The sequence below is a fragment of the Solibacillus sp. R5-41 genome (genome assembly GCF_002736105.1).
In the GTDB taxonomy this organism is placed as follows: Bacteria; Bacillota; Bacilli; order Bacillales_A; family Planococcaceae; genus Solibacillus.
This window is the reverse complement of record NZ_CP024123.1, coordinates 296454-316920: the sequence shown is the minus strand read 5'-3', so window position 1 is coordinate 316920 and position 20467 is coordinate 296454. Positions and strand designations below refer to the sequence as shown.

The window sequence follows — 20467 nt, the reverse complement described above, 5'->3', positions numbered from 1 at the left end:
CCGATGAACGAATGTCGAATTGTTGAAGATTTACTTCCATTATATGAAGAGAATTTACTGCAATCAGAAACTCAAAAATGGGTGGAGCAACATTTAGCTATTTGTGTACAATGCAGCAAGCTGACAAATATTGAATTTGAAACGTTACCGACACTACCAAAGCCTAAAAAATCAGCCGAACAAATGATGTATCAGGCACAGGTAAAATTAACGATTTACCAAATACTTTTCGTGCTCCTATCCTTTGTTTTTGCGATGAATACGTCCCTTTTAAATGAAAGTTTTGCTTTTATTTTATCGTATTTCATTTTAGGTGCAGTGACGTATTATTTTTATCAAAACCTTGTATTGACGGTGTTGTTGGCTTCTATCCCGATTTTCATTTGGGCAATTTTTGACAGTATCCAATCCTTTGGTAGTTTGCATGCATGGTATTCCGGCCAAATCGGCTATTATTCCTCCCCCTACTCCATGTTTACGCAGCTAGCTTTAGGCGGTTTAATGATGGCACTCATTCATACATTGTTTGCCGTTCTTGGTGCATTGACTGTATACCTTATAAAAAAAACAACGATCAATCAAAAATAACGAAAGGAAATTTTACTATGAAAAAATGGTTTTTTCGCATTGCCGCCCTTGTCATTATTGCCGGCGTCGTATTTTTATATGTTAGTTTTAATGGGAATTTCATTTCCAAAAAAATTGCCAAAAATAGCGCAGAAGAGTATTTGCAATTGCATTATCCTAACGGGAATTACACACTTGGAGATGGACATTTTAATTTTAAAGATAACTCCTACCTATTCAACTTTACGTTTCGGGACAACAACAATGCTTGGACATATTCGCTTAATGTTGGGCATGGCTTACGTCCAACAGAGGCAACAATCCTAATGCTTCACACAGATTCAGCTGATGATGATACGACCAAGAAATGGCGGGAAGCTGGGACGTCTTATATAAAAAATCTGTTAGCCGATTTCCCGATTGTTACGGATTTTAGCTACGATATCGATGTACCAAAAGGATTTACACAATTTACACCCGAATGGACCCCAAATGTAAACGTTCCAGTCGCTCCAACGCTCTATTTTGAAATGGCTTATGATGGAGAAACAGAAGAACAATTTTTACAGGCCGTGAAGGATATTCAAAAAAAAATCGATGCGGGTACTCTTTTTTACCGCTCTGCTTATGTTGCGATGTATGAAAAGGTGGATAATCGTGATGGTCGAAAAAAAGGTTACGCACCAATTTATTATGAGGAAAAGTATTCCATTCGCTTTGAACCACAGCAAAACCTAACAATAGACGCTATTTATTGATATTTTCTACGGCCGCAAATTAGTTGACTTTTTTTATAAAACAGGCTTTATTGCGCATCTCGAGAAGTTAATATATTATTACATTAAGGCTACGTTGTACGTACGAATATTAAGTTTTAACCTTTATGCTTATACAGGGAGTTTTACATCGAAGTACGAATGGCGCGCCCAGGTTTTTAACTTGGGATAGACAGGAATACTTTTGCGAACACCCACTTTGAGGAGTGGTGGTTTAAAACTTTCTATAATAACTACGGCAATGTGGCTTTATTACATAAAGCGCATACCAGCAATGGTTTATGGGCACTTTCACCTTTATTGGTGAGAGTGTTTTTTTGTGTCAAAATTTAGTTTTGGTGTTAAATTGGTGTTATTTTCAGTACTTAAATACAACCATTTCAAAACTCTCCATCTCTCCAATTACACGTAACTCACTTGTACTTTTATATACTGTTCGTTTGGAATTAAGTTTGATTAAAAAATGCTATTCAATCCTTTTTTTAACGCAAGGCAAATACACCATTTTGAAAAGAGAGTGATCAAAATGGTGCGTTTCGTTTTGGTTACGTATGAGACTTTTATAAAAAAAACTGCATTCCATACAGGTTTTTATCAAACTTTATTATAAATTATCAATCTTTATTAAAAGACCACATATACTTGGATAAACGGAAAATATCCCCTTATGTAAGATCCCTTTCATTCAAATTATTTATAATAAATCATTTATCAATATTTAAAATACATCAAATAATAAACATTTTTCATTCTAATTAGAATGTATTTTCAGTAGTGTGAGTATTTTCTTTATCAATACCCTCAAATGATAAAGTTACGATACCTTTCAATTTTTTATGTCTTGGTTCCATTTCATTTTGTTCCACTGCAACTTTCAGAAGACGAACATAACGTTCTAGGTTTATAATCGCGATATTTGCACGCTCTTTTTCTAATTTTCCCATAAATAATTTCCTCCTCCAACAAAAAATACCCTGTTTTGCGCATGTAAGTAGAACTAGGCTTGCTTAGCCTAGTCAACATGAACAGAACAGGGTATTCCTCTTGTATTTTACTGTATTTATTTTTATATTATACAAACTAACAAAGTTTTTATGAAATAATTTTTCAAACTAAAGTAACTTATTATACACTTAAAAAGGGTTTTACATATTAATACCTTCTAATATGTAAAACGCAATTAAATTTGTTACCGTACTTTATTAGTTTTCTTGAAACTTTAACGTTCTCGCTAAAAACGCTGCAAAATGTTGACGTTGAAGTGGTTCATTCGGTTTAAAGTATCCATTCGAACCTGTTGTAATGCCGTGTGAGGCTAAAATTTTTACATATTCTGCATACCACGATGAGTCTTCTACATCTTTAAAAGTTCTCATTTCTGCATCGTTGTTATACGTCAAGCCAAATGAATTAACAAGCATTTTCGCCATTTGAGCACGGGTAACCATGTTATTTGGGTTAAAGCCTGCTTCATTTTGATCGACAATTCCACCTTGTGCAAGCAAATGGATGTTCGTATAGTTTTCATGGTTTTTCAAGACATCTTTGAACTTAAATTCCATCGTCAATTTTTTTGGAATGTTCGGAGCTTCTGAGCGTACGAGCATCGCTGCCACATGATGACGTTTAATTAAATCTTTTGGCTTGAATGTTTTATCTTCGTAGCCTTTGATAACCCCTAATGCGTTAAGTTCCATAATGTCATTAAAATAGGGATATGACACGATCACATCTTTAAATATGGCTTTATAGCCTTTTTCCCAAAGGATATTATAAGCATTTTGCGTACTACCATACTTAATGCCAATGTAGTAAGTCCCCTGCTTTAATGTCGCCTGCTTTGCGGCATTCACAAAACCAGATAAAACAATCGTACCTTGTTCGTTTTCGACATAAACATAGGGATCTGTGTAGCCTTCTAGCTCTAAATTATTCACCTTAAAACGATATTCACCGTCTTGTTCTACTTTTATTTTGAATATGTCTGTATCATCCGGTTGTAGTAAATAGCCATGTGTTAATGTGGCAATTGGTAAAACTTGAGCAGTAAGTGTCGAATCGTTACTTTCATATTCAACCGGTTGTGCTTCATAATTAATAACAAAGCTACGTGGCTGTTCACTTCCAAAAACTCGCATATAATACGTTCCCTTTTGTAACCCTACAGAATGTACTGTGCCCTTTTCATGTAAATAAAAATTTTGCTTTTCTCCATTACTCAAACTGACTCGGCTATCTAAATGTGATGTTTTAACTGTTAGTACCCCATCTTCAGGAAGCTCTACTTTATATAAACTATTATACCGTAAACTCGTTGTCGTCACTTGCTGTATCTCTTGACCAAATGCAACAGGTTGCGCAAGTTCAATCGTATCATTTGGACTAACCGACGTATTTTCCACAGGCGTTGCTTTTAATTCAAGCGTATAAGGTGATGTAACTTTCATAAAACGTTTCATTTCAATCGTATATGTGCCTGGCTTTAATGCGACACGGTATGTGCCAGAATATAAATCGGATGATAAACGAGCCCCCATTTCATCATATAACGTAATCGACGGCTCAGATTCCATTTGTGATAGCTTCAAATCAATTAAGCTCGGCTCTTGAACTATAAATGTATACATATCGGTGTTATCGGTTTGTCCACTTAGCCGCCCTTTGTAAACCGTATTGAGTTTAATTTTTTGTGCTAACTTAACGGTATCATTTGGCTCCATTTCTACATACGGGTCAACCTGTTCAAATCGATATGAAAATGTATAAAGGTTTCCTAACGCTTCTAAATAATACGTACCAGGCTGAATTTGTAATGTAAACTCTTTTTGCGTTTCATCACTTTCAATGAGTGAATAGCCATATTCATTTTTTAAAGAAATTGCCGCATTATTTTTTTCAACGACAATTTTCGAAGGTTCCGTCGTTTCAAATTTATAAAAGTCTGCCAACACACTATTTGATAAATGCGGAAAACCTTGAATAATCGTATTCGGTGGAATGACAGCACTTGTCTCCATCGTATTGTTCGGTTCTGCATCGTAATGCTCCCCTTTTTCAAAATGAAGTTGTACGTCGTAATTTGTGTCGTTTGCTCCACTTACTTCAAACTTGTATTCACCTGCTTTTAATGCATACTGAATCTCGGTATTTTCTGACACAGCAAAGCCACCTACATACGAATTAAGTTTGCCAGAAGTATGCAAGCTGATGCTATACGTACGACCACTGTATGTCGCATCAAACGTAACGACACCTGCTTCGGGAACTGTAAAATAATACGTATCTATCCCTCTGTATTCCTCTGTCAGAATCGTATTGGTAACTTGCTCATCAAATTGTATATTTTTTGACACACTCGCTGATGCGGGCGTGATCATTATCACTAGTAAACTAAACAAAAAAACAATAAAAATTTGGTTGTGCATTCAATTCACCTTTCCTATAAGAATGACGAGTATTATAACATACTTATTTTTTATATTTCAGCTATTACAAAGAATCCATGCAAAATAACTAAAAGATTGCATAAAAAAGCACTTAGGCCAATACCTAAGTGCTGTTTATTAGTTATGAATATATAGCTCGATTGGGGTTAAAATTAATGTTAACCCTAAATGAGCAATTATTCACTAAAAATTTACCTTTAGTAATGGATTACAAGTTCTTCTACAATGTTGATAATGCAACGACTGAATAATCATTGTATTCTCCTCTTTATGATTTCTATCCGTCTGAATCAAAATACAGCCTACCTTTCAATTAAATTTATCTATTTAGTTACAATAATGAACCGGTACCCTGTAATTTCCCAACTAGTTGAAAACTTATAAATATTCAATTATAATAATATTTATAATTATATGTAAGAAAAATTCACTCTTGAAAGAGGTGTTTTAATGAGTTTGTATTTTGCGTATGTCATGATTGGCTTAGCAATTGCAATGCCTGTTGGTGCTATTACTGTCGAAATGACAAAACAAGGATTAAAAAATGGATTTATGCACGGGTGGGCTGTTGGGCTTGGCGGTATGACAATTGATGTTGTATTAATACTTGCACTGTATTTAGGGGTAGCAAAATTTTTAGCATTGCCATATATTCAAATGCCACTATGGATTATTGGGGCCATCTTCCTCTTTATGCTTGCATATGACTCTATCAAAAATGCAGATAAGGATATCACATTAGCAGGAGAAAAAGTGAACAAATCATTTTTCTCAACATATCGTAACGGACTATTAGTAGCCGTTTCACCAGGGAATTTAGTATTTTGGATTTCTGTATTTGGGGCTGTTTTAGCCGACTCTTATTCGGGAAATGGTGCCAATCAATTTTTAATTGTGGCATTAGGAATCCTAACAGGTATTTTGTTACATGATATTGGACTATTAACGATTGTTTCACTCTCAAGAAAAGTAATGAACCGAAAAATGATTAAATGGACTTCAATCATTGCAGGTCTTTTATTGTTTGGTTTTGGTTGTTACTTTATATATGAATTTTATATAGACTTAAAAGATTTGATTGTTTAAATCAAATACATAAAATAGCATTCAGACTATATTAAAAATCACTTCATTGACTTTTTACTTTTAGGAACTTTGAATAAATATAGTTAAATATTGTTCAAAAGCACCAGTAGTACACTCCTACTTTAGCCTTGCACAAAGCATACAGATGAGTCGTACAGAGTTGTGCAACTCATCTGCTTAATCAGCCTAAACAAGCTCAAACTTTATTAGAATCTAAAATAGAAAACTTACATCTGCAGAAGATTTCTTTATTTCACTTAACATTGTAAGTCCACATTACTCTGAATAGCTCCTTTGGAAAATCGGCAAAATGCTACCCACTCTCAACCTTTTATTAAGACATTGCCTTTAGACCGATTAACCCAATGACAATAGCTACCATGCTTAAAATGCGTGTTAAATTTTTGGCCTCATTAAAAAAGATAATATTAATAACTACCGCGCCAATCGTTCCAATACCAACCCAGATAACGTAGGCAATACTAAGTTGCAAATAATTAAATGATTGATATAAAAAGAAGAATGATAGTCCAAAACCACCTACATACAGCAGAAAATTCCATAATTTCTTTTGCTGGCTATAAAAGCGTAAACCAACAACTCCGACAATTTCGCATACCGCTGCAATCGTTACGAATAACCAGCCCATATTACGCCTCCTCCTGTTTATCACTTAATTTTAAGCCAATAATTCCAGCTACTAAAATTAGCATGAACATACTCATATACAGATCAAGCTGTTTATCAAATAACAAAATATCCATAAGTACTGTGCCCAGTGTTCCCACACCTGCGAAAATCGCATACACAGTGCCGGTCGGTAAATTTTCACATGCTTTCGCTAAAAAGTGGAAATCTAATGCAATTAACCCGACAATAAAAATCCAATGCCACCACTCATATGCAAGTGTAAATCCAAGTAGCCAACCAAGCTCAAAAGAACTCGTAAGTGCTACGTAAAACCAATCTTTTTTCATTTTACCCTCCATCTATGACTGACTATCAGTCATTTTGTTGTATTTTTTTAGGTATTCATTTTACTGAATACCTAATGCGTTTCTAATAAATTGTTTCAATAAGGCAATTCGTTGCTCCACATCTACTTCCTCTACAACATCCGCAAATAAATAAATTTGCTCTGCTGTTGATTCAATCGTACCAATTAATATTTTTGCAGTTGCAGAAGCCTCTAGACTTTTATGAATTTTATTTTGTTGTTGTCCTTGTTCGATAATTTGTGCCATCCACGTATAAAATGGCTCATAAATATCTTCCCATTGTCCAATAAATTCACTTTGTGCAAGTCCGGCATACAATAGTTGCAATCGTTCCTTATGCAATAAATTAAACTGCATGATCGCATCGACTACTTCTTCCAGTTGCTCTTCTGAATTTGCTTTGGCGTTCACTTTATCCTGTAAGAAGGCTAAAATATCTATGACAACATGCTTGGCAATTTCCGGCATTACCGCAAACTTTGTAGGAAAGTATAAATAAAAAGTACCTTGTGCTATGCTTGCTCGTTTTACAATATCCGATACTTTCGTTTTTTCAATACCATTTTCTAAAAATATTTGTTGTGCCGCTTCTATAATTAACTGTCGCTTGTCCGCCATGTATCCGCCTCCTAATCATATTTCATATCATAGCTAGTAGGTGACTGACTGTCAATCATTTAGGTTTTAAACTTTCTATTCGAGTATCTTTACTTCACACTTTCCCCCTAGTTTATTCCCCACTCAAAACAAAAGCCCACGAAAAAGGGTGACCTAACCGGCTTTTTCATGGGATTCTATTATTGTTCAGGTTATCGTGCGCAGACTCTCGGTTTCATACAGTTGCGCAAACTGATGTTTAATTAATTTGCAATCCATAAAAAACCTAACTGGCCCTCCTAAATCGTCCTAGTATTACAACAAAATTTCCCTAGTATTTTCAAACAACCTCATGATAATACATCGCATACAAATCACTTAATGTCACTTTTCCGAATGTAAACTCGGGTAAATTGTATTCTACTAGAAATTCGGTTATGCTGCTTAACACTTCTTGATTGAGTGCGCCAAGTGAAATGAGTGTCATCCCATTGATTAATGTTTGGGACGATAACGCTGGATGTTGCTGAAGAAGTGCTTGCTTTACATGCTCTGGCATATTTTTCACACGTATTGTCGTTACTGCTGATTCACTAAAAGTTGCAACAATTGATACAAAAAAACTCTAAAACAGGTACATAGAAAATACATACACTATTTTAGAGATGCTTTGTATGAAGAAATAGATGGCTGTTAAAAAAATCACTTAATTCCACTCTGTACTTTCACATATTGAAGCAACTGCTTCTTATCAATTTTACCAACCGCTGTTTTTGGTAATTCGCTTAAGAAATAAAATTGCTTTGGCACTTTATAATTGGCTAAACGCTCCTTACATAGTGTCCGTAACGTTTGTTCAGTCATTGGTGAATTTTGCTTGGAAACAATACATGCAACGATGCTTTCTCCCCATGTATGATGCGGAACACCAATCACTGCTACTTCATCTACAAAGCTTGCGGCAATTAAACACTGCTCCACCTCTTGCGGATAAACATTTTCTCCACCCGTAATAATCATTTCCTTTTGTCGCCCTACAATATAGTAATCGCCGTCCTCATCAAACTTCGCTAAATCTCCTGTTTTTAACCAGCCTTCGCAAAATGCTTTTTCTGTTTCCTCTACGTTATTCCAATAGTTTGAGAACATATGACTACCACGTAAATACAGTTCACCTACTTCTCCTTGCTTACAATGTTCACCTGCATGATTAACTATTTTCACTTCATTGAGCAGCATACTTTTACCAATCGCCCCTTTTTTCGTTACGGCGATTTCTGCATCAATCACAAAATTATTCGGTCCGGCTTCTGTTAACCCGTAGCCTTCTTTAAATTTCAAGCCACGCTTTATAAATCGATCATAAATTGGCTTTGGACAAGGGGCCCCACCCGATAAAAATGCTTTTATCGTTGGGAAATTCGATTCGTGAAAATAGTCCGTATCGGTCATTAGCTGATACATCGTCGGTACAAACAAAGAAAGTGTTGTTTTATAGTCATCTAAAGCACGAATTGCAATTTCGGGATCAAATTTTTTCCCGATAACGACCTGTCCACCTGCAAGTAAAATGGGTAAAGCAAGGGCATTAATACCACCCGTATGGAAAAGCGGCATGTAATTTAATGTGCAATCCTCCTCATTTAACCCCCAGCTAATGACTGTATTCATCGCATTCGCTGTCACTGCTTCATAAGAAAGAACCACACCTTTTGATTTTCCGGTTGTACCTCCTGTATAAATTAATAGCCAAGGTAGCTGTGGTTCATCTTGCCAATCATATGTGAAGTGCTCTTCTGTAAACGGTTTCTCGTTATACAATTGACAGCTAGCCATTAAGTTCTTTGCAAGCTGCTCATTCACTTTATCTGTCAGTAAAATACTTGGCGTGCAATCCGAAATAACATAATCCAACTCTTCTTGTGCCAGGCGGGTATTGAGCGGTACATAAATCAATTTTTTTAATCGACAGGCGAAGAGAATTGCAAAACTATGAATCGAATTTTCCATGAGAACCGCGATTCGTTCCCCTTCTTGAAATTGATTGACGCTAAAATGATGACCCCACCATTCGATTTGCTTCATGAACTGTCCATATGTCCACCGTTCATTCGTTTCAATTTGAATTAAAGCGGTTTTCTGTGGACATTGACGCGCTCTTTTAGCAATCCAAAAATCGAGCTGTTGCATATTCTCACCACCTTTTTACATCATAATACCGCCATCCACATGTAATACATGCCCTGTAATATAATCCGATTCATGTGAAGCTAAAAACAAGTATGCATTTGCAATATCATCCGGCTTACCTAAACGTTGCAAGCTCGTAATCCCTTCCATTTGCTTTAGCACCTTATCCGGCATTTTTTCGACCATACTCGTAGCCGTAAACCCCGGTGCAACCGCATTGACACAAATACCTTTACGCCCAAGCTCCTTCGACCATGTTTTTGTCATCCCTACAATCGCTGCCTTTGTTGCCGCATAATTAGTTTGACCAAAATTACCATAAACTCCACTCACAGAGGAAGTGTTAATAATTTTTCCAAAACCTTGTTCTACCATGTATGGAACGACTGCTTGCGTGCAGTAAAAGACGCCATTTAAATTCACTTGGATAACCTTTTCGAAGTCTTCTTCCGCCATTTTTATAAGCGTTGCATCGCGTGTAATGCCTGCATTATTCACCAATATATCAATCTTGCCAAAATGCTTAGCCGCGGCTTCTACCATTTCATTCACTTGCTGACGTTGCGAAACATCAACGGCATAAAATGCGACCTGCTCACCTAATGTTTCCGCCATTTGCTCTCCTACTACTTTGTCATAATCGACCATAATAACTTTCGCGCCTTCATCGACAAATCGCTTTACCGCTGCCAGTCCGATTCCGTTCGCTGCTCCTGTAATCATTGCTACTTTATTTTGTAAACGCATATTTTTTCTGCCCCTTTATGCTGAAATGAACTGTTCAATTGCCTCAGTAACTTCTTCTAAACTATCAACTAATGGTGAATGCCCACAGTTTGCTAGTTTTTTAACGTGTGCACGCCCTTTAAAATCTTCTATTATTTCATTGGTCATCAATTCTGGAACGACATAATCACGATCGCCGTATAAAATGAGTGTTGGAATTTGAATATCCTTTACCTGATTTGTTCCTGTGGCAATCTCATTATTTACCGCGCTTATGTTAAAAGTATTTAGCGCATGATACACATCTGCCAAGTTGCGTTGCGTCAACATATCATCCACATATTCCTCATAGCGCACATTTTCTGGTTGTTTATTCGTATAGATGGCGCTATTCCAAACCACTTTTAACCCTTCACGATTTTCTGTATCATACATATGCTGCATCGGAATCGTTTTCATCCCGTCCTGCTCCACTTCTTCAATCGTACCAAGTCTTTTGGAAAGGTTTGGTGAACCATCTTCATTTGATGCAAAAAATGGATAGCCGCGCGTTGAGCCCGAAGCGAATAGCACAAGCTTTTTGCATAACCCTTCATAATCAGCGCAAAACTGCATCGCCACATCTCCACCTGTTGACCAACCAATCATTGTAAAGTCCTTTAACTGAAGCTCATCAATCCAAAGCTTAACGTCATCACTAAAATCCTTTATTTTTGTAATACGGGTATTGTAGGTCGAACCTCCAAAGCCCCGCAAATCGACTGCATAAATTGTAAAACTTGCATCCATGCTTTCTAATAGTAAATCCCAATGTTTTGATGACGTCATATTGCCATGCACTAACACGACAAGCTCATCTCCACCATCACGTTTGCGATAAGTGAGCGTTTCGCCATTTGAAAGCTTAACTTCTTGCAAGGTATTTAATTGATTCATATTTATTCCCCCCACTTTACTGTAATTGCTCCCCATGCATAGCCAATTCCCGCACTAACAAGTGAAATAATCATGCCATCTTGCAATTTCCCTTGCTGTCTTGCTAAATAAAGTGATAAAATTTGATCAATTTGGCCGATATGACCGTAGTGAGATAAGTAAATCGAGTTATCCTCGGTTAAACCAAGTTCATGTAGCACAAAGTTATGCGCAGATTTTTTCATATGCAACATCGCAACATAAGCTACTTGTTGCTCGGTATAGCCACTTTTTTCGAGTGAACGGCGAATTACCTTTAAAAAATTTTCAAGCGATTTTTGCTCAAGTCTTCGTTTCATTCCTGCTGGATCTAACACATCTAAATAGTATTTCCCTTGCAGCAAAAGCTCTTGAGTTAATGGCTGCTTCGTTCCTCCAACAGGTATGACAACATCTTCTGAAAACGAACCATCTGTAATTAATTCTGACTCCAGCACAAGATTTTTTGTCGCGTGCTTTTGTAAAATCATTGCACCCGCGCCCGCACCGAGATTAAACATGAAGCGTGTTCTTTCATTCGCATAATCAATCAAGTCGTGATTGCGATAACCGCCTGCTAGTAGCACCGTTTGAATTGTCTCGTCTGCCTGCATTAAACTTTTGGCTACTTTCATTGCCATAATCGCCGTACCACATCTTAGTTGAACATCAAATGCCCACGCATTCACAGCTCCGACTTCCTCTTGAATCTTGATTGCCGCTGTCCAAATTGGATATTCTTTATGCTCCTCTCCAATATAAATCACAACATCAATATCTTTTGCGTCCAGTTTAGCCTCCAAGATTGCTTCACGCGCCGCCTTAATACTCATTTCGACAGGGTGATCATCTGGACCTGCGACGACTTTTTCAATAATCCCCATTTTTTCTTCGACAACTGATAGTGGAATATTCCCTAGCTGCGCAATATCTTGGCTAGACATTCTTCCTGTTGGTAAATAAATCCCCAGTCCTGTAATTCCAATCATCTGCTTCACTCCTTTTTTTCTATGAGCTTCGCAGCTACAGGATTTTGTTTTTTCTTCATTTTCCATTCGTTAAATTTTATATAAATCGTTCCAATAATTCCGCGCGGGAAGAAGATTACGGCCAAAATATAAAGAATTCCGAAGAAAATAATCCAACGCTCAAAAATCGGATATTGACGTGCTAAGCCGGATAAATAATGCTGTGTAAATTCAATAACACCTGCACCAAGTATCGGACCAATTAACGTCCCAACCCCACCGATAATCGTCATGAGCAAAGCATCCAGCGTAATATCCATCGCCATCACGCTTGTATTCACAAAACGTAGTGATATTGCATACAACGATCCAGCTAAACTTGCAACACCTCCCGCAACGACCGAGGCAATAATTTTATAGCTAAGCGTTTTAAAACCTAACGAGCGTGTACGTTGTTCATTTTCTCGGATTGCAATTAGCACCTTACCAAATGGTGAAGAGACAAAACGTTTTAACAACATAAATACGACGACTAGGCAAACAAGAACAAAGAAATAAAAGTACAAACGTTCACGGAAAATTTCAGGCGCTTTAAATGTGAAGCCGTCATTGCCTTTTGTCACGGTACGCCATTTTTCTGCGACGACTAAAAATAAGCCTGAAATCGCCATTGTAAACATCGCATAGAAGTGATTTTTTAAGCGTAATGTTAGGGCGCCACTTATGATACTTATTAAAACAGAGATGAAAATCCCTGCTACGATAGAAGCTAAAAAGATACCAACTGTCGGCTCAAAGCGGCTCAACATAATTGCTGTCATGTAGGCGCCAATTCCGAAAAACATCGCATGCCCGAATGAAATAATTCCCGTATAGCCTAGTAAAATATCATAGCTCATTGCTAAAATCGCAAAAATACAAAATTGTGTTAATAAAATCGTTAATGTACGTGAATCCATGACGAGCGGAAAAGCAATCATGGCAAGTAATAGCACTGAATAAACCGCATTTGTTCTTGATAATAATGTTGGTTGTTTCAACATTCATTTCACCCCTTTGCCAACGTGAATAAGCCTTGCGGACGGAAAATTAAGACAATAACCATCAGAATCATATTCACTGCCATTGATAGAAATGGTACATAGTACGCCATAAAGCTGCCCGCAAGCCCTACAAGAATGGCCGCCATTAAAGATCCTTGGAAACTGCCCATTCCGCCAATTACAACAACAATAAAACCTAAAATTGCGTATTCCATCCCCATTTCGGCATACACGACACCTGAGTATGGCGCCATTAGCATACCGCCTAATGCTGCCAGTGCGGCACCACACATAAAGACGATTAAAAATACACGCTTTATATTTATACCTAGCGCTTGTGTCATTTCCTTATTCATCACACCCGCACGAACAATTAACCCCACTTTTGTTCGTTTTAAAATGAACTGTAAAATTGAAAATAATATGAGACCAACGACAATAATAAAAATACGGTATTTAATAATCGTTAAATTGCCGATTTCCCAACTCCCAGCTAAATAAGTAGGCACTTTTACTGGAACACCATTTGGACCGAATACAACTTTAATCATTTCCTGCAACACCAACATAAAGCCAAGTGTAATTAAAATTTGCTGCACATGATTTCCATATACCGGGGTAATGATTAGTCTTTCCGTAACAAATCCAAGAGTAATACCTGTTAAAATGGCCGCAATAATGCCAATTAAAAAGCTATTGCTCCATGCATAAGAGAAAACACCCGTATATGCACCCCACACGAAAAGCCCACCATGCGCAAAGTTTAATACATCCATTAAGCCAAAAATGAGCGTCAATCCTGCAGCTAATAAAAAGATAAGCATACCCGTTGCTAATCCATTGATCGTTAGACTTACGATTAATTCCATGACTGTTCCCTCCTTTAGCCAATTCCTAAATATTTACGCTTTAGCACTTCATCTTCAATAAGTGATTGCATTGCACCCGATTGGACTGTACGCCCGTCATCAATCAATGTATACGTATCGCCGATTTTACTGGCCATCATAAAGTTTTGTTCAACTAATAAAATCGACGTATGCTTTTTCATTTCTGTTATCGCTTCCATTACCTTCTCCACGACAATTGGTGCAAGTCCCTTTGATGGTTCATCAATTAATAACAGCTTACTATCGTTCACAAACGCTCTCGCCATAGCCAACATTTGTTTTTGCCCACCGGATAAATTCCCACCGTTTTTCTTCCAAAACCTTTTCAAATCGGGGAATAGCTCTAAAATGTACGCTTGCTTTTCCATCACGGATTCCGTTTCTTTTCGAATCGCAACACGCATATTTTCTTCTACCGTTAAATGAGCAAAAATCCCTTGATCTTCCGGCACGTAGCCAATACCACTATTCGCAATATCATACGGTGCTCGTTTTGTAATCGTTTGATTATCAAAAATAACCGAACCTTTCGCAGCAGGTGTTAGCCCCATAATCGTACGTAATGTCGTCGTCTTTCCAGCACCATTTCGTCCTAACAATACAGACACTTCCCCCTTCTTTGCTTCAAATGAAATCCCCTGTAAAATATGATATTGTGAAATATACGTTTCTACATTTTCTAGTAATAAAATGTTAGACATTGGATAGCCCTCCCAAATACGCTTGTTGCACCGTTTCATTTTTCATAATGTCCTGTGGTGTGCCATCTGCTAAAAGCGCACCATTAAAGAGCACCATAATTGAATCAGATAAGTCGATAATCATGTCCATCTTATGTTCAATTAATAAAATTGACTTATCTCCACGCGCTTTAATCGAACGAATCACATCTAAAATGGCAGGCACTTCTTCTAAAGACATTCCAGCTGTTGGTTCATCGAGCAATAATATTTCGGTATCTAACGCGAGCAACATTCCAATTTCAAGCTTCCTTTTTTCACCATGTGACAATTGATTAGCCACTTGATTCATTTTGTCCGTTAGTAATACTTGCTCTAATATTTGCATAGCTTCATTTGTTAACTCTTTATATTGTAAAAAATGACGAAATACATCAAATCGCACTTTTCTTTTTGATTGCACAGCTAACCTAACATTTTCTAATACTGTTAAATTAGGAAATACATTTGTAATTTGAAAGGATCGCCCTATGCCTAGCCTTGTGCGGTCAACAGCGGTTCTCTTTTTTAATGACTCGCCCTTAAAAAACACTTCCCCTTCAGTTGGCTCTAGCTCACCACTAATTAAATTGAAGAAGGTTGTTTTTCCCGCGCCGTTTGGACCAATAATGGATTTAAAGTGCTTATGAGGCATTTCAAAGTTCACACGATCAACAGCCCTATGTTCACCGAATTTAATGGATAAATTTTCTGTTTTTAAAATAGGTTCCATCTTATCCCTCCTCCTTGTTCTTCTTAACAACCTTCCGCAGAAAGTTGTTAAGAAGAACAGATGACATATGCGTCATCTGCGCTTATTACGCTTTAATTTAAAATTGGCGGCTCTGTTTCGTCTGGGGATAACTCACGAATTAATACTGGAACTGGGTAATCAAATTCAGCAACTTTTTCTAGCTTAATTGAATACATTGGTTGTAATGCTTGATGATCTTCTTTACGGAATGTCATCGTGCCTTTTGGTGTTTCAAATGACATGCCTTCCATTAATGGAATAAGCGTATTGCCATCTGCTTCCCCTTCAGATTTTTTTAGTGCTTCGACAATCGCCACTGCTGCCGAGAATCCGCCTGGTGTGAATAAATCTGGCACTTCGCCATTAAATCGTTTTTTATGCTCCTCTACTAACCAATCATTCACTTTATTTTTAGGTAATGTATGGTGATATACAGTGAACCCTTCCATCCCAATTAAAGGCTCCATAAATTGAAGTGCGATAATATCCGGTGCTCCTGTCGAAACTTTGATTCCTTTTTCTTGTAGCTTTAAGTCTGCGATTTGATTCCAAGGAGAGTTCGCACCTGCCCACACTACGAAAAGGAAATCTGGTTTTGCCTCAATAATCTTTTGTAAATTCGATGTAAAATCTGTTGCTGCTGGATCTGCAAATTCTTCTAAAACAATTTCCGCCCCTAATTTTTCTGCCGCTGTCTTAAAGGCTGCTACACCGTCCCATCCAAATGAGTAATCTGGTGCAAATGTTGCGATTTTTACGCCGTCACCTGCAATGGCTGCTGCCGCTGCATATGCATCTTGTGATGAGTTACGCGCTGTACGGAAAATAAATGGGTTGAATTCCGAACCTGTAATACTATCAGCAACAGCTGGTTCAACAATCATAATTTTTTCGTATTCTTCTGCTAAAGGTAAAACAGCTAATGTATCACCAGAGCTTGATGAACCAACTAAAAAATCTACTTTGTCATCCTCTAATAATTTTGTTGCTTTTTGCACAGCTACTTCAGGTTTTGTTTCTGTATCTTCCCATACCACTTCAATTTTTTTACCCGCAACTTCCATTGTTCCTTCAGTTGCATACTCTAAACCTAATTCAAAACCTTTTTGTGTTTGTTTTCCATAAGATTCGAGTGCTCCTGTTAATGATGCAAGCACCCCAACTTTAATCGTTCCTTTTTCACCTTCATCTCCAGAAGAGGTTGTTCCGCTTTCATCTTTAACACCTGAATCTGTGCTTCCTGTTGTATCTTCAGGTTCACTTGAGTCACTATTACAAGCAACTAATAGAAATAATGCACATACTACGAAAACCCACCATAAATGCTTTTTCATTTATTGTCCCTCCTAGCAATAATTTCAGCATAGATTTCTGCCTTACCTTACTTTACTAAGAGCAAGTTACAAATGAGTTACATAAAAAAAAGACTACAAGTTTTCACTCGTAGCCTGCTTTACATTTTTAATAGTAGATCATAAAGTTGCTCCGTTGTTTCCATTGGTGCTAGCTGGTATTGCTCATCTAATGCTTTTACGCAATTGTCATACACTTTCAATGCTTCACGACGATTTCCTTTATAATAGTTTGCTAGCATCATTAAGCGATAGCCTTCTTCATGCCCTGGGTCCACTAATAATAGTTTCTCTGCCCAAAAAATGACCTGCTCAAATTGCTCTAAACGCACATAGTTTTGAGCAATTTTTTCGCTCACCTTAACTATTTGCTCATCATAAAAACTCCGCATTGGTAAAATCCAATCACGTTCATTGTCTGAACAAAATGGAGCAATTGCAAATGACATCGCTATTTTCAACCATTCATTTGAAACTTTCGGTCGCTTTTCTTCTAACCCTTTTTGTGCATAATAATCGAATAATGCGACATCACTTTGAATCCACGTGCTATCTAATTTATATAGTTGTTGACGACGAATGATAAAATTGCTTTCTTCCCGTGCTGTTCTCGCAGGTTCCAACGTTTTCAACATCGCATTATACACAACTTTAAAATCCCTTGTCATCGCTTCTTCATCATTTTGCCAAATCGCTTCACATAGCTGCTGCTTGGAAACAAATTGCCGACGGTGCATGTATAAATATAAAAATAACTCCTTTGCCTTCATACGCTTCCACTCTTTATCTTGTATCGAGTGATTTTCATGCATAATCTGAACAGGCCCAAACAACGCTAGTTTTAAAGATTCATCTGGATGCATTGCTTGTTGTAAAAAATCGAGCACCTCTTGTTGTCTACCTACATTTTTTGCTAGATGAAGGAACGCTAAAGGCCTTTGCGGACCAAATAACGTTCGCTTTTTCATGAAAAATGGATAGTCATTACGACAAAATTCCCAATACACGTTATAGTATTGTTGTGCCGTTTCTACATCCTGCATTTCATAAAAACAGGTCGTCAACCAAAACGAAATGACCATTTGTCCATATACATCTTCACTACGCTCAAAATACGTATAGGCTAGTTTTCCATGTAAAATCGCTTCCTCATGTTGACCCGCTTCCACTAAAACTTTCGTCAAAGCGCTGAGTAACAGTGCAGACATCCAGTAATCTTGCACCTTGTTCGTTTCTTTCAGTCCAAGTTGTGCGTATCTTTTCGCCTCTTTTACATTTTCACGATAGTACAAGATTAACCCCATATAGCATTCCGCTTTTACACGTTTTACATGAATTTGGCTCATTAGCTCGAGCGTTTCATCAAAGCATCTTTTTGCTAATGTCGAATCACTCAATTCCATATTGAGTAGCGCTAACCCTTTGCGGAGCTTTGTAATAGCTAGTGTAAAAGGCAGATCTATTAACTGCTCCTTATCACTTTCAATAATTCGCTGATACGCTTGTTCATTTTCACCCGTTAATACATCAATTAACACTAATAATAAATCGGTCGTTCGGTGAGCCTCTTCCCATTGAAATGGCTTCGCTACACGATGTTTTAACGTTTCTTTTGCCAGTTCCAATTGTCCTTGGCGTAAGTAAAGACGGGCATCAATATTATTTAATTTTAAGGACAATTGTTGCTCTTCACTCCACCGCTGCGCTTCACCTGCTCTCCCTAAATTCACAAGATTTTCTGTATAATAAATATTAATTTTTTGGCGTTCTTCATCACTTACTTTTGCCTCCTCTAATAAGAGAATGGCATGTTGCAAATGACCTTCTGCAAAAACAGGCTGCAATGTATCTAAATATATATTCGCCAAGCCAAATTGCGCACGCATCATAAACACAGAGTCTTGCTGAATTTGCGCCAATTCATAACACGCCAAATATGCATTTTTTGCCTTTTCATAATGCGCGCGATAACGCTGACTTTCCCCTTCATAATAAAGAAGCTGATAGCCTTTATTTGCATATGGAATATCTTTTATGCGCTCTATTAAATAATCAAACTGACCTGCTTCGATAAATTGCGGGGCAAATTGAAGCAATAGCCTCTCTAATAATTGAGAATTGGATAAGTAAGTTGCATGTGTCACCGCTAAAATCCCTAATTGCCCGTTCGCATAATAAATGGCCGCATCTTCATGAAGCTGTTCAAACGTTTCAGGTGAACATGCTTTTAAATGTTGCTGTAAAAATTGTTGAAACAATGCATGGAAACGATATTTCCTTCCCCCTGCAAGCGGAATGACAAAGGCTATTTTAGAAAGCTGATTTTGAACATCTTCTCCCCATTTTTCTCCGTAAATATCCGTTAGCACATCTAGAGAAATTAATTGATGTACACTCAGCTTCAATAAAAGTTGCTGTACATTGGATTCAAGCTTATCAAACACTTCCTCTGATAAAAACGCAAAGAAGTTGGTCACAGAACCATTTGCTATATCGATCAATTGTTTATCCGTATGCTTCGCTTGATATGCAAGTAAAAGCACAGCCATTGCCCAACCCTCCGTCATTTGCATCACAAACTCACATTCCTCATCAGACAGACTGCGTTCAAAATAAGCTTCAAATAAAAACTGAATATCTTCTTCGGAAAAAATAAACTCCTGTTCTACGCATTCAATTAATTGATTATTCATGCGCAACTTCAGTAAACAATTCCACTCGGGCATTTTTCGTGTGGCCACCATAAGATGAATTGTTTTCGGCAAAAATTGCAATAATTGATTTAATACATAATTAATAGAGAAGACGTGCGACACATAGTGATAATCATCCAGCACAACTAAAATTGGTTGATTAATTTTATGAAATTCATTTACTAGCTGCTTTGAAAGCTGTAAAAGTTCCTCTACGTTATGAAATTTTAACTTAGCGTCCCAGCCTGTCATGCCTTGTCCAAACGTAGGAAATTGCTGTTGTACACTAACGATTAAATGTCTTAAAAATGGGAAAATCGCATCATCGTCACTCGTAATTTGGTACCAAGTACAAACTATTTTTTGATCATGAACGAATTGGCTAATCAATGATGTTTTTCCGTAGCCCGCGCTACTTGTTAAAATAATGCACTTTGCCTGCTCCCATTCCGAAAGCTTTTTCAACAAATTCGCTCTTCGTAAATAGTTTTGTACAGGTGTTGGCGGAATCAATTTCGATACAAAAATATGCTGTTCCATATGCCCCACCTCCACTCTATTTTCAGAATAGTTTAACATAAAAAAGACACTCTATCTTTTTAATTAAGTAATTATAAATAATATTATTCGATTTAAAGTTAGTTTATGTTTTCCTGAATTACCCATAATAACTTGCTTTATATGAAAGTTTTTTTCAATAGAAGACAA

General features: G+C 37.2%; 19 protein-coding genes and 1 other RNA gene. 4 read left to right on the top strand and 16 right to left on the bottom strand.

Annotated elements, in window-relative coordinates:
- Positions 1-3 precede the first annotated feature (3 nt).
- The 3 genes from CSE16_RS01545 to ssrS all read left to right on the top strand — a co-directional run bounded on the left by CSE16_RS01545 (position 4) and on the right by ssrS (position 1597).
- Complete coding sequence (locus tag CSE16_RS01545; protein WP_099422235.1) at positions 4-588, top strand: zf-HC2 domain-containing protein; 585 nt, start codon at positions 4-6, stop codon at positions 586-588.
- 17 nt (positions 589-605) lie between these two features.
- Positions 606-1325, top strand: coding sequence for a YfjL-like protein (locus CSE16_RS01540; protein WP_099422234.1), 720 nt, complete (start codon positions 606-608; stop codon positions 1323-1325).
- An 83-nt stretch (positions 1326-1408) separates the two neighbouring features.
- A non-coding RNA gene (gene ssrS, locus CSE16_RS01535) (6S RNA) lies at positions 1409-1597 on the top strand.
- A gap of 501 nt (positions 1598-2098) precedes the next feature.
- On the opposite strand, the gene CSE16_RS01530 is transcribed toward ssrS, so the two are convergent.
- Both CSE16_RS01530 and CSE16_RS01525 read right to left on the bottom strand, forming a co-directional pair.
- Complete coding sequence (locus CSE16_RS01530; protein ID WP_099422233.1) at positions 2099-2287, bottom strand: hypothetical protein; 189 nt, start codon at positions 2285-2287, stop codon at positions 2099-2101.
- A 258-nt stretch (positions 2288-2545) separates the two neighbouring features.
- Positions 2546-4768 (bottom strand): S-layer homology domain-containing protein, encoded by a 2223-nt coding sequence (locus tag CSE16_RS01525; RefSeq protein WP_099422232.1) that lies wholly within the window; start codon positions 4766-4768, stop codon positions 2546-2548.
- Positions 4769-5239: 471 nt separating this feature from the next.
- Here CSE16_RS01525 and CSE16_RS01520 point away from each other — a divergent pair, with 471 nt between their 5' ends.
- Positions 5240-5875 carry a LysE family transporter gene (locus tag CSE16_RS01520; RefSeq protein ID WP_099422231.1) on the top strand — a complete coding sequence of 212 codons (636 nt, stop codon included), beginning with the start codon at positions 5240-5242 and terminating at the stop codon, positions 5873-5875.
- Positions 5876-6209: 334 nt separating this feature from the next.
- Here the strand turns inward: CSE16_RS01520 and CSE16_RS01515 are convergent, their stop codons facing one another.
- From CSE16_RS01515 to CSE16_RS01450, 14 genes are all read right to left on the bottom strand, one after another.
- Positions 6210-6524: a DMT family transporter gene (locus CSE16_RS01515; RefSeq protein ID WP_099422230.1), complete on the bottom strand. Its 315-nt coding sequence runs from the start codon at positions 6522-6524 to the stop codon at positions 6210-6212.
- 1 nt (position 6525) lies between these two features.
- On the bottom strand, positions 6526-6852 hold the full coding sequence (locus tag CSE16_RS01510) for a DMT family transporter (protein ID WP_099422229.1): 327 nt from the start codon (positions 6850-6852) through the stop codon (positions 6526-6528).
- Between the two features lie 60 nt (positions 6853-6912).
- Entirely contained in the window at positions 6913-7491 is a 579-nt protein-coding gene (locus CSE16_RS01505) for a TetR/AcrR family transcriptional regulator (RefSeq protein WP_099422228.1), read from the bottom strand.
- Positions 7492-7810: 319 nt separating this feature from the next.
- Positions 7811-8029: a hypothetical protein gene (locus CSE16_RS01500; RefSeq protein WP_099422227.1), complete on the bottom strand. Its 219-nt coding sequence runs from the start codon at positions 8027-8029 to the stop codon at positions 7811-7813.
- 143 nt (positions 8030-8172) lie between these two features.
- Positions 8173-9660, bottom strand: a complete 1488-nt coding sequence (locus CSE16_RS01495) for a class I adenylate-forming enzyme family protein (RefSeq protein ID WP_099422226.1) — start codon at positions 9658-9660, stop codon at positions 8173-8175.
- Positions 9661-9675: 15 nt separating this feature from the next.
- On the bottom strand, positions 9676-10407 hold the full coding sequence (fabG, locus tag CSE16_RS01490) for a 3-oxoacyl-ACP reductase FabG (protein WP_099422225.1): 732 nt from the start codon (positions 10405-10407) through the stop codon (positions 9676-9678).
- A 15-nt stretch (positions 10408-10422) separates the two neighbouring features.
- The gene (locus tag CSE16_RS01485) at positions 10423-11322 is read right to left on the bottom strand and encodes an intracellular short-chain-length polyhydroxyalkanoate depolymerase (protein ID WP_099422224.1); all 900 of its coding nucleotides are present in this window, start codon (positions 11320-11322) and stop codon (positions 10423-10425) included.
- A gap of 2 nt (positions 11323-11324) precedes the next feature.
- Positions 11325-12329 (bottom strand): 3-oxoacyl-ACP synthase, encoded by a 1005-nt coding sequence (locus CSE16_RS01480; protein ID WP_099422223.1) that lies wholly within the window; start codon positions 12327-12329, stop codon positions 11325-11327.
- A gap of 5 nt (positions 12330-12334) precedes the next feature.
- The gene (locus tag CSE16_RS01475) at positions 12335-13351 is read right to left on the bottom strand and encodes a branched-chain amino acid ABC transporter permease (protein ID WP_099422222.1); all 1017 of its coding nucleotides are present in this window, start codon (positions 13349-13351) and stop codon (positions 12335-12337) included.
- 5 nt (positions 13352-13356) lie between these two features.
- Complete coding sequence (locus CSE16_RS01470) at positions 13357-14220, bottom strand: branched-chain amino acid ABC transporter permease (RefSeq protein WP_099422221.1); 864 nt, start codon at positions 14218-14220, stop codon at positions 13357-13359.
- A gap of 14 nt (positions 14221-14234) precedes the next feature.
- Entirely contained in the window at positions 14235-14942 is a 708-nt protein-coding gene (locus CSE16_RS01465; protein WP_099422220.1) for an ABC transporter ATP-binding protein, read from the bottom strand.
- Entirely contained in the window at positions 14935-15693 is a 759-nt protein-coding gene (locus CSE16_RS01460; protein WP_099422219.1) for an ABC transporter ATP-binding protein, read from the bottom strand. Before CSE16_RS01460 ends, CSE16_RS01465 begins: the two co-directional genes overlap by 8 nt.
- A 92-nt stretch (positions 15694-15785) precedes the next feature.
- A complete protein-coding gene (locus CSE16_RS01455) occupies positions 15786-17048 on the bottom strand; it encodes a substrate-binding domain-containing protein (RefSeq protein WP_099422218.1) in 1263 nt (420 codons plus the stop codon).
- A 119-nt stretch (positions 17049-17167) separates the two neighbouring features.
- Positions 17168-20299 (bottom strand): AfsR/SARP family transcriptional regulator, encoded by a 3132-nt coding sequence (locus tag CSE16_RS01450; protein WP_099422217.1) that lies wholly within the window; start codon positions 20297-20299, stop codon positions 17168-17170.
- Between the last annotated feature and the right edge of the window lie 168 nt (positions 20300-20467).